Raw genomic sequence first — 11017 nt, 5'->3', positions numbered from 1 at the left:
TCCGGTGCCAGCATCATGGCGATCATCACGCGCTGGCCCATACCGCCAGAGACTTCATGCGGATAGCGTTTAGCCACAAGTTCCGGATCGCGGATTTTCACCTGTGAAAGCAGGTCGATAGCGGCTTTCAAAGCATCGCGTTTGCTGCCGCCTTTATGCTCACGCCAGGCTTCGGCAATCTGCTGACCAATGGTCATCACCGGATTCAGCGAGTATTTCGGGTCCTGCAAAATAAAGCCCACGCGTTTGCCACGCACCTGACGCAGGGTTTTCTCGCTGGCTCCACGCAGATCTATGCCGTCAAAGCTCAGCTTATCAGCGGTGACTTTGGCGTTGCCTGGCAGTAACTGCATCAGGCAGCGAGCGGTCAGCGATTTACCCGATCCACTTTCACCGACGATGGCAAACTTCTCTTTTCCCACGTTGAACGAGATGCCGCGCACCGCTTCAAAAGTCTCCGTGCCGCTGGTGAAGCCGATACGTAAGTTTTCAATTTCAACCAGCATTTACTGCTCCTTAGGATCCAGCACGTCGCGCAGGCCATCGCCGAGGAAGTTAAAGGCCAGCGACGTTAAAAAGATGGCAATGCAGGGCATCAGCGGCACCCACCATTCACTGAACAGGAAGCGGCGCGCCGTCGCGATCATCGTTCCCCATTCTGGTGACGGCGGTTGCGCACCCATGCCGAGGAAGCCCAGGCTGGCCGCCGTGATGATGATGGAACTCATATCCAGCGTCACACGCACAATCAGGCTGGGCACACACAGCGGCATAATATGGCGCAGCACGATGCGCAGCGGCGAGGCCCCGCTAATCCGGCTGGCAGCAATGAAATCACTGTGACGGAATTGCAGCGTTTCCGCTCGCGCAAGGCGGGCATAAGGCGGCCAGGCGGTCAGGGCAATGGCCAGAATCGCACTTTCCACGCCAGGCGTCAGTGCGGCAACAAAAGCCAGCGCCAGGATCAGCCGGGGAAATGCCAGGAAGATATCGGTCAGGCGCATCAACGTTTTATCCAGCAGACCGCCAGCATAGCCTGCGATACAGCCGATAAATAAGCCGATGGGGGCGGTGATCAACACCACCGCAATCACCATGCCTAACGTTGTGCGGCCACCGAAGAGGATACGCGTAAAGATGTCACGTCCCAGTTCATCGGTGCCCAGCCAGTGCTGAGCAGAAGGGCTGGCGAGGCGATTCGCCAGGTTCTGAAAACCGGGATCGTAAGGCGTCAGCAGCGGTGCGGCGAGCGACAGCAACAGCATCAGCAACACCACAACCAGGCCGCTCATTGCCAGCGGATGGCGCTTCAGTCCAAGCCACAAACGGTAACGTCTTCCCCACACCGCCTGGCTGCGGGTGGCTGGCGTCTCGTTAAGGAGCCAGGCTCTTGATAGATTTGTCATTTTACGCGAGGGTCCATAAGTCGGTAGAGAATATCGGCGCACAGGTTCAGCAGCACATAAGCGGTACCAACCAGCAGCGTGGCGCCGACTACCGGGTTCATATCGGCATTCATCAGCGAGGTGGTGAGGTATTGCCCCAGACCAGGCCAGGAGAAGACGTTTTCTGTCACCACTGCGCCTTCAAGCAATCCTGCATAGGTCAACGCCAGAACGGTAACCAGCTGAACCGCCACGGTGGGAAAGGCGTGACGCCAGACCACCCGGCGTGAAGAGAGCCCTTTCGCTCGTGCGGTTATCACAAATTCACCGCTGAGCGCGTTAAGCATAAAAGTTCGGGTCATACGGGTGATGTAAGCCATGCTGAAATAGGCGAGGATCAGCACCGGCTGAGCCATATGCGCCAGCGCATCCCAGAAGGCGTCGTAATCTTTTGCCAGCAGAGAATCCACCGTCAGCAAGCCCGTGACCTGCGGCACCATATCCTGATAAATGATGTCCTGACGACCGGGGCCAGGCGCAATGCCTAACACCGCGTAGAACACCAGCAGGCTGAGTAACGCGAGGACGAAGACCGGCAGAGAGTGACCAGCCAGGCAAACCACGCGGATCGCCTGATCAACCCATTTCCCCTGACGAACCGCTGCCCAGACACCAAGCGGAATGCCGATAATCGCGGCAACAATAATCGCCGCGGTCGCCAGCTCCAGCGTGGCCGGGAAGAAGCGGGCAATGTCCTCGCTGACCGGGTTAGAAGTCAACACGGAGCGACCAAAGTCGCCGTGAAGGATTTGGGTCAGATAGTGCCAGAACTGAATGTACAGGGGCTGATCCAGCCCCATTTCCTGACGAACGCGCTCAATGACGGCCTGCGGAGCGTTATCGCCTACCGCCGCCAGCACCGGATCGGTCGGCATGACCCGGCCGATAAAGAACGTTAAAACCGACAGACCAAACAGCGTCAGCAGCAGGCTTCCCAGCGTGCTGGCAATACGGGTTAACCACGACATCAGGCTTTTTTCACCAGCTCGTAAGGGTTGTCATTCAGCACGGTGATGTGCATCCCGGTGACGCCTTTGGTGCTGGCGTAGGTGTTCAGTTTCTGGAACATGAAGATGAACGGGCTTTTCTCCCGGTGCATGGTCTGGATTTGCTCATACAGGGCGATACGTTTTGCCGGGTCTTTTTCATGCAGAGCATCAGCGGTCATTTTGTTGAAGTCTTCGTCAGACCAGCTGCAACGCCATGCCAGCGAACGGACGCGGGCAGTGTCGCTGTTATCGGTGTTCACGCTGAAGGCTTCGGTATTCGAGTTCGGATCAAAATAGTCGGCGCCCCAGGCGGTGATCGCCAACTGATGCTGACGGGCGCGCATCTTGGTCAGTACCTGGCGGTTTTCGGCGGAAATCAGCTGAACTTTGATGCCGATAGCCCCAAGTTGCGTCTGAATAGCCTGAGCAATGTCCGGGAACGGCTGCGCCGAGTAGTGATCCAGCGTCAGCTCAAACCCGTCCGGATAACCGGCTTCTGCCAGCAAGGCTTTGGCTTTTGCCACATCCACTTTAAACGGTTGGTCGTTCAGCGCGGCCGGGAAGCCAGCGGGCAGCAAACTCTGATGCACTTTGTAGGTCAGCGGAATGATATTTTTTTGGATGCTGTCGTAATCGATCGCCCACTTCAGCGCCTGCCAGACCTGAGGCTTTTGCAGGTGCTCGTTTTTGGTGTTGCAGGACATCAGCATCAGGGTGCCGACCATCTGCTGCACCACGTGGAAATTGTTGTCGGCCATCAGCGGTTTCAGCTGTTCGGTCGTCAGATCGCGGGCGATATCCACATCGCCTTTTTGCAGCATCAGCAGCTGGGCAGAGGGGTCGATAATGTGTTTAGCGATCACCCGCTTGATAGTGCTTTTTGACGGGTGCTGGGTATTTTTCTCCAGGATAATGCTCTCGCTGGCTTTCCACGCGCGCAGCGTGAACGGGCCGCTACCGGCGCTGTGTTGCTTGATCCAGGCATTGCCCTGATCGTCGCCAGCCTGATTAGCCAGCGCGGTTTTCTTCTGCACAATGCTGCCCACCGGGGCAGACAGACAGTAAAGCAGGAAGGTTTCTGCAGCGGGCTCAGCGAGGTTTAGCACCAGCGTGTGGGCATCTTTCGCCACGATCATCTGGTCCACATTGTCTTTGGTAAAGCCGAACTGGTTGATAATAAAGGCGGGGCTTTTATCCAGTTTCACCACACGTTGCAGTGAGAAGGCGGCATCTTCAGCGGTCATCGGGCTGCCGTCAGCAAATTTTACCGCCGGGTCGAGATGGAAAGTGAAGGTCTTGCTGTCGCTGCTGACTTCCCAGCTTTTAGCCAGCTCACCGATCACTTCATTCGGCTTGGCCGGGTTTGGCATCACCAGACGTTGATAGAGGTTCCCGCAGACTTCCGATCCGATGGCTTCAAAGCTTTCTGCCGGATCCAGGCTGGTCATATTGTCGAGTTGCATTGCCATCACCAGCATCGTAGGCGGGGTGGCGGCAAAAGCACTGTTCAAAGAGAGGTAAGAGAGAAAAGGAACCGCACTGCATCCTGCAAGAAAACGTCTTCTGGTAACCATGGTATCTCCAACGTGTTGAAATAAAAGAAAAATAAATTAATTTAGTCTGTTTTCAGTCTTGACAGTAACCGGCTAACTCGGGTAGTACTGAAAGGAGAAGCCTTTTTTTGCTGCGCGAAGCAGCCTGCGCTTTGCTGGTGCAGCCTGCCTCAGCATGAAGCACCGGTAATCCCACAACCTGAGAGCGGAATTCCCCCATGCAACAACTGCATTCTGATGCCGTGACCCTGCCCGTTTTTGACGGCCATAACGACCTCCTGATGCGCCTGTGGCTGTCCCATCAGGACGATCCAGCCTCGGCCTTTCTTCACGGTCCCGCTGCGGGTCAAATGGACTTGCCCCGGATGCGACAGGGCGGGTTTGCAGGCGGCTTGTTTGCGGCTTATGTGCCTTCGGCTGGATCCAGTGCAAGAAGCGCGCCAGCTGTCAGAAAAAACCGATCTGTGCCGGATTACAATGAGATAGAACCGACGCCGGGCCGCGAAGAAGCGCTGGACATTACCCTGTCGATGATCGCCACGTTATTGCGCATTGAGCAGCAGTCTGGCGGCGCAGCGCGTATCTGCCGGACGGCATCCGACATCCGTCAATGCATGCAGGACAGTGCAATCGCTATGGTGATGCACATCGAGGGAGCAGAAGCGCTGGATGAAGATCTGGCGTTGCTGGACGTGCTTTATGCTGCGGGTCTGCGAACGTTGGGACCGCTGTGGAGCCGCCCGAATATTTTTGGTGACGGCGTGCCGTTCCGTTTTCCTTCCTCGCCGGATATCGGCAACGGATTGACGGACGCGGGGTTAAGGCTGATCCAGGCCTGTAACCAGAAGCGCATCATGGTGGATTTGTCGCATATGGATGAGAAGGGCTTCTGGCAGACGGCGAAAATCAGCACTGCGCCGCTGGTGGCCAGCCATTCAAATGCGCATGCCTTGTGCCCGCAGTCGCGTAATCTCACCGACCGCCAGCTGGCTGCTATCCGCGACACCAACGGTTTTGTTGGCGTGAATTTTGGCACCAGTTTCCTGCGTGGTGACGGTAAAAAAGCGGAGGATGCGACCGTGCTGGAAATCGTTCGCCACGTCGATTATCTGGTGGAAAAAGTGGGTGAAGATAACGTTGGCTTCGGATCGGATTTTGACGGCACCACGCTGCCGCCGGATATGAAAGACGTGGCGGGATTACCTTTGCTGGTTAACGCGCTGAGCGAGCGTGGCTACGATCGGCCATTGCTGGAGAAAATCTGTTACGGCAACTGGATCCGCGTGCTGGAAGCCACCTGGGGTGAGTGACGATGCGTCTGCGACATATTGAGGTTTTTCAGGCTATTGTCGAGTCCGGCAGCATCAGTGCGGCGGCCAGGCAGCTTAACGTTTCACAGCCCAATGTCAGCCGGGTATTGAACCATGCTGAGCAGCAGCTCGGCTTTACGCTGTTTGAACGGCACAGCCAGGGAATGATCCCGACGCTGGAAGCGCAAAGGTTGATCCCGGAGATCCGCGAGCTGTATGGACGGTTGCAGGCGATCGGTGTGCTGACCGAACAGCTCAGGCGAGGTGAAGGCCAGACGGTACGGGTTGGCGCGGCCCATGCTTTCGGTCAGATGATCCTCGCCCCGGCAATGGTGGAGTATCGCCGACAAAATGGCTTTGTGAACGTGGATCTGGTGACGGAACACTTCAGCACGCTGTGCCAGAATTTACTGGAGGATCGGCTCGATTTTGCGCTGGTTTTCGGTCAGCAAGTGCCGGGTGAACTGGTGTCAGAACCGCTTTTCCACTCTTCAATGGTGGCCCTGTTGCCGGCCGATTCCGAACAGACTTCGGCGGTCACCCTCGAATGGTTATGCCAGAACAATTTGCTGATGATGCAGCAAGAGGATCCGCTGGGTCATGTGCTGCATCGTGCGTTGCGTGATAAAGCGTTGCAACCGGCTAATTCACTCTATATCAAGACCTATTCTGTTATCGCCGATATGGTGCTGGCCGGCGGCGGCGTGGGCATTGTCGACCTGTTTACCGGACGGCGTTATGCCGATCAGCTGCGAGTGCTGCCCATTGCGCAGCCGCTGCCGTTCGAGGTGATGCTGATCAGCCGCCGCGATCGGCCGCAGTCTCAGTCCACGCTGCAACTCAAGCAGGTGATCCGCACCAAACTTTGGGAGCTGGCTCGCCAGTGCGAGGCACAAATCCACGCGGAACATTAAGCCGGGAACCGGCTGCAACGCGATGCGCTACGCAAACCTTAGCGCGGTTTTGTTTCTGGCTTCATCGAATGTCCGATGGAGTTAACAGATCGGTGCCATGCCGCTTCCTCTCTCACCCGGCGAATGCTTAAATCTGCTGTCGTTTAAAAAGATGCAGGAGGAGCTGTGCTGCCATCGCAAACCGTCAATGTGACGATCCCCCGTAACTGGGTTGACCTGTACGAAACCATCTGGAAACCCGAATTCTTTCCGAAATGGGCCTCCGGCCTTAGCCAGTCATCGCTGGTCAGGGAGAGCACACACTGGAAAGCCAGCGGCCCGGAAGGCGTAGTGAAACTGCGTTTTACCGAGCACAATCCGTGGGGCGTGATGGATCACTACGTAGATACCGGTTTTGGCAAGGAAGTGTATGTGCCGATGCGCGTAGTGGGGAATCAGGCAGGGGCAACGGTGTTTATCACGGTGTTCCGTCAGTCACTGATGTCTGAAGAGAAGTTTGCGCAGGATATTGAGTGGGTAAAGCGGGATTTGCAGGCGCTGCATACGCTGTTAACTACCTGAAAACCTTGCGGGGGAAAAGCATTTCGCTGTTCCCCCTGCCTGGTTGGCTAAGCGATCAGAAATGAATCACACCCTTGATCAATTCCCGATTGTTAATCACATCAGCTTCAAAGACTTCTGCCAGCCCGGCAAACTCAAACCGTTTATTCAGCATCATCTCTGCGCTGATTTTGCCTGTGGCCATCAACTGCGCGACCTTCTCAAAATCTTCCTGAGTGGCATTGCGGCTGCCCATCAGCGTGGTCTCTTTCTTGTGGAAATCGGTATCCGGGATCTGGATATCGCCTTTATGCAGGCCAACAAACACGATGCTGCCACCGTGGGCAATCAGTGACACACACTTGTTCATGGCGTGAGGATTACCGGTAGCGTCAATCACTTTACCGGGCAAGCGGCCTGAGAACTGTGCGCGCAGCTGCTGCTCGAAGTCTTCGGCGGCGGCATCCAGCGCTGGCAGCGCCAGATTCTTTTCCACATGCGAGCGGCGGAACGGGCTGGTATCGGCAACCACAACGCGTGCACCGACTGCATTCGCGATAGCGGCCACGCCAAGGCCGATTGGACCGGCGCCCACAACCAGCACGCTTTCATCGGGTTGAATAGCGGCGCGGCGAACGGCGTGAGCACTGATAGCAAAAGGTTCGATCAAGGCTGCAGCTTCAGGGTCTACGCCCGTGACATCCAGCAGATTGCTTTCCGGCACGCTGAGGTAATCACAAAAACCGCCGTCCTGATGAACGCCAATCACTGAAATCTTCTCACAGCAGTTGGTTTTGCCACTTTCACAGGCTGCGCAGGTGCCGCAGGAAAGATAAGGGATCACCGAGACTTTCTGACCAACGTGGAAGCGGTTTGCGCCTGCCCCTAATGCGACAACTTCACCGCACAGCTCATGGCCCAGCACGCGGGGGTAACTGAAAAAGGGCTGGTTGCCTGCCCAGGCGTGGATATCGGTGCCGCAGATCCCGGCGGTGACAATCTTCAGCAAGGCTTCACCCGCAGCAGCCTCTGGTTTAGCGCGCTGCTCGTAGGACATTTCTTTCGGCTGCTGGATCACCAGCGTGGTCATCATAGTCATGGGTTTTCTCCGTTGTCTGCCCTGAGTTATGGAATAAAACCGTCCCCCCGCGCAGGGTGCTGAAGCGGATTTGTGACTGAACGCGCCTTTATTGGGCCTGAATTGGTTTTTAATGGATAAAAATCAGGAGAAGCCATGAGCCGCATGCAGAATCTTCGCCACAACGTGGTCAATCAGATGCTGGAAGGCATCACCAGCCAGCATATCCGCTCACCTTTGCCACCACAGGCAGCGTTGGCGGAGATGTTTAACGTCAGTAGAACCACGGTTCGCCATACCCTGGCGCATCTGCACGAGCGTGGTGTGCTGGATAAAGTGGAGGACCAGTATCTGATCGTGCGTAAGCCGAGTCAGGAGGATGGCTTTGATGCTGTCAGCACCTCACTGGATGAACAGGCCCGCCAGTTCGAACAGGCTTTTTTCCAGATGATTAACCAGAAGACGTTGTCAGCAGGCGAAAGCTTTACCGAGCTGCAACTGGCGCAGCAGGTTGGCGTCAGTCCTGTGGTGGTGAGGGAGTTTTTACTGCGCTTTAGCCGCTACAACCTGATTGAAAGTACGCGCCGTGGGCACTGGTTAATGAAAAAGTTCGATCGGCGTTATGCGGAAAAACTGTTTGAGCTGCGGGAGATGCTGGAGACGCATGCCCTGAATCGCTTTCTGAATCTGCCTGCCGATGACGAGCGCTGGATTAAAGCCCGCGACCTGCTCAGCCGCCATCGGGAGATGCGCGACACTATCGCCAGCAGTTATCGGATGTTTGCCCAGCTTGACCGTGAAATGCATCAGCTGATCCTTTCCGCTGCGGATAATCCGTTTATTGACCAGTCGCTTGAGATTATTTCGGTGATTTTCCATTCGCATTATCAATGGGATGAGAGTGATTTGAAGCAGCGTAACATCGTCGCGTTAGAAGAGCATATGGCGATCCTTACCGCGATTATCAGCCGTAATGATGTAGAGGCGAGCTGCGAATTACACCGGCATTTGGCGACGGCTAAGCAATCGATGATCCGCTCTATCAAGCAATACAGCGACTGAGAAAGGGAAAAATGGCTAAGGCCGTAATGCTCGGGCTTGTTGGAGGATAAAGTGACTGGGATCTCGCTTTCAGCAGGGTGCCCGGAATAAAAAACCAATAAAAAACGGCAAATCCCAATCTGTAGCACGGAACCGCAACATGATTAACCCAGGTGATTAACAGGGCATTTACTCTGAGCAGGACATCTTCACCGCCGAAAGCGGATTACAAGAACACCTGACACTGGGGAAACCTTTATGGAAAACAGCCCGATTGTGACTGGCAGCGGCCATCAACTTGGCTCTGACAAAGAGACGGTTGAAATCGTCCCGGCGCACGGCAAACTGGTACGTTCAGCCCGTATCAAACGTGTGCAAACCACCGCGATGATCTTGCTGTTCCTCGCCGCCGTGATTAACTACCTCGACCGCAGTTCGCTTTCGGTAGCCAACATGACCATCCGTGGGGATATGGGGTTGAGCGCCACCGAAATCGGCATGCTGTTGTCTGCCTTCTCACTGGCTTACGGTATCGCCCAGCTCCCTTGCGGTACGTTGCTGGACCGCAAAGGCCCGCGCATCATGCTGGGCATTGGCATGTTCATCTGGTCCTGTTTCCAGGCACTTTCCGGCCTGGTACACAATTTTACCCAGTTCATTCTTGTGCGTATTGGCCTGGGGATTGGTGAAGCGCCAATGAACCCTTGTGGTGTAAAGGTGATTAACGACTGGTTCAACATCAAAGAGCGCGGGATGCCGATGGGCTTCTTCAACGCGGCTTCGATGATTGGTCTGGCAATCAGTCCACCGATTCTGGCGGCGATGATGCTGACCATGGGCTGGCGCGCCATGTTTGTCACAATTGGTGTTTTGGGCATCTTCCTTTCCATCGGCTGGTACATGCTGTATCGCAACCGCGATAACAACATGCTGACCAAAGACGAAGTTAATTACCTGGATGCGGGCAGTGTGAGCGCGCGTAAAGAGCCGATGAGCATGAAAGAGTGGCGCGGCCTGTTCAGGAACCGCACCATGTGGGGAATGATGATTGGCTTTAGCGGCATCAACTACACCGCGTGGCTCTATCTGGCCTGGCTGCCGGGTTATCTGCAGACTACTTATCATCTTGATTTAAAAGCGACCGGCTGGCTGACGGCTATTCCGTTCCTGTTTGGTGCAGCGGGGATGTTATTGAATGGCTATGTTGTTGATGCGCTGGTACGCCGCGGCATGCAGCCGGTGAAAACCCGTAAAATTTGTATCGTGGCTGGGATGCTGTTCTCGGCTGCCTTTACCGCTGTAGTGGTTCAGGCAACAACGACCTATATGGCTGTAGTACTGATCGGCATGGCGCTGTTCTGCATCCACTTTGCTGGAACTTCCTGCTGGGGTCTGATCCACGTGAACGTAACGTCACGCATGACCGCTTCGGTTGGCAGCATCCAGAACTTCGCGAGCTTTATCTTTGCTTCGTTCGCTCCGGTATTAACAGGCTTCATTCTGGATAAAACAGGTTCGTTCAGCATGGCGTTAACGGTATGTTCCTGCGTCACCGTGTTGGGGGCGCTCTCTTATCTGTTTATCGTCCGCGACCCGATTGTCGATGCCGTTGAATAAGGTTTAAGTCAGTACGCTAAAAATGGCGTGACTGTGATCAAAATTACGTCACGACTGACAGGCAGCGAAGTGATATTCGCTGCCTGTTTTTAGTTGTAGCGAATAGCTTCCTGCGCGAGCAGGTGCAGAAATGTGCTGGCAGATTTCATTGCTGTTGCAGGAAGGTTAGGGCCAGGATTAAGTTTAAAGAAGTGGTGTCGTGGCGAGGAATTAGTGTGCGCTACACTGCGCGCGGGTGCTCAGGATCTTTTTATCCTGAAGTACCGGGATAGAAAGAGAAAAGCCCCACTTGAAGTGACTCAAAGTGAGGCTGCTCTTACATCCAGACAATGTAAAGGTAGCCTTTACCTGCTGAAAAGCAACGGAGAAAGGAGGCCAAAGATGGCACAAAAACGAGTCGCCCTCTGCTTAATTGTGGTCTGCATAACAGTTGGCGCTGTCATCTGGATCACGCGAGGTTCGCTCTGTGAACTGTACATTTAAGGGAGGGACAGGATATCTATCTCAGTCACGGAACGTTAGTTACAAGG

At 55.1% G+C, this 11017-nt stretch carries 11 protein-coding genes; 6 read left to right on the top strand and 5 right to left on the bottom strand.

Annotation, left to right across the window (positions count from 1 at the left end; all coding sequences use genetic code 11):
* The 4 genes from WCC56_RS21265 to WCC56_RS21250 all read right to left on the bottom strand — a co-directional run.
* The coding region (locus WCC56_RS21265) for an ATP-binding cassette domain-containing protein (protein WP_424694301.1) at positions 1 to 506 on the bottom strand (506 nt) is incomplete at its 3' end.
* A complete protein-coding gene (locus WCC56_RS21260) occupies positions 507 to 1406 on the bottom strand; it encodes an ABC transporter permease (protein WP_424694300.1) in 900 nt (299 codons plus the stop codon).
* Positions 1403 to 2413: an ABC transporter permease gene (locus WCC56_RS21255; protein ID WP_424694299.1), complete on the bottom strand. Its 1011-nt coding sequence runs from the start codon at positions 2411 to 2413 to the stop codon at positions 1403 to 1405. Before WCC56_RS21255 ends, WCC56_RS21260 begins: the two co-directional genes overlap by 4 nt.
* Positions 2413 to 4008 carry an ABC transporter substrate-binding protein gene (locus tag WCC56_RS21250; protein ID WP_424694298.1) on the bottom strand — a complete coding sequence of 532 codons (1596 nt, stop codon included), beginning with the start codon at positions 4006 to 4008 and terminating at the stop codon, positions 2413 to 2415. Before WCC56_RS21250 ends, WCC56_RS21255 begins: the two co-directional genes overlap by 1 nt.
* Before the next feature lie 197 nt (positions 4009 to 4205).
* Between WCC56_RS21250 and WCC56_RS21245 the strand changes: the two genes are divergently transcribed.
* From WCC56_RS21245 to WCC56_RS21235, 3 genes are all read left to right on the top strand, one after another.
* Positions 4206 to 5297, top strand: a complete 1092-nt coding sequence (locus WCC56_RS21245) for a dipeptidase (protein ID WP_424694297.1) — start codon at positions 4206 to 4208, stop codon at positions 5295 to 5297.
* Positions 5298 to 5299: 2 nt separating this feature from the next.
* Positions 5300 to 6211: a LysR family transcriptional regulator gene (locus WCC56_RS21240; RefSeq protein ID WP_424694296.1), complete on the top strand. Its 912-nt coding sequence runs from the start codon at positions 5300 to 5302 to the stop codon at positions 6209 to 6211.
* A gap of 165 nt (positions 6212 to 6376) precedes the next feature.
* A complete protein-coding gene (locus WCC56_RS21235; RefSeq protein WP_424694295.1) occupies positions 6377 to 6772 on the top strand; it encodes a polyketide cyclase in 396 nt (131 codons plus the stop codon).
* A 55-nt stretch (positions 6773 to 6827) separates the two neighbouring features.
* On the opposite strand, the gene WCC56_RS21230 is transcribed toward WCC56_RS21235, so the two are convergent.
* On the bottom strand, positions 6828 to 7850 hold the full coding sequence (locus WCC56_RS21230) for a zinc-binding alcohol dehydrogenase family protein (RefSeq protein ID WP_424694294.1): 1023 nt from the start codon (positions 7848 to 7850) through the stop codon (positions 6828 to 6830).
* 135 nt (positions 7851 to 7985) lie between these two features.
* Between WCC56_RS21230 and WCC56_RS21225 the strand changes: the two genes are divergently transcribed.
* The 3 genes from WCC56_RS21225 to WCC56_RS21215 all read left to right on the top strand — a co-directional run bounded on the left by WCC56_RS21225 (position 7986) and on the right by WCC56_RS21215 (position 10970).
* On the top strand, positions 7986 to 8891 hold the full coding sequence (locus WCC56_RS21225; RefSeq protein WP_424694293.1) for a GntR family transcriptional regulator: 906 nt from the start codon (positions 7986 to 7988) through the stop codon (positions 8889 to 8891).
* Between the two features lie 366 nt (positions 8892 to 9257).
* Positions 9258 to 10487 carry an MFS transporter gene (locus tag WCC56_RS21220; RefSeq protein ID WP_424694303.1) on the top strand — a complete coding sequence of 410 codons (1230 nt, stop codon included), beginning with the start codon at positions 9258 to 9260 and terminating at the stop codon, positions 10485 to 10487.
* A 381-nt stretch (positions 10488 to 10868) separates the two neighbouring features.
* The gene (locus WCC56_RS21215; protein WP_424694302.1) at positions 10869 to 10970 is read left to right on the top strand and encodes a Hok/Gef family protein; all 102 of its coding nucleotides are present in this window, start codon (positions 10869 to 10871) and stop codon (positions 10968 to 10970) included.
* The last annotated feature ends 47 nt before the right edge of the window (positions 10971 to 11017 follow it).

It is taken from the genome of Erwinia sp. (assembly GCF_049696395.1).
In the GTDB taxonomy this organism is placed as follows: domain Bacteria; phylum Pseudomonadota; class Gammaproteobacteria; order Enterobacterales; family Enterobacteriaceae; genus Erwinia.
The sequence above is the reverse complement of the archived record's forward strand: the minus strand, read 5'-3'. Positions and strand labels throughout refer to the sequence as shown.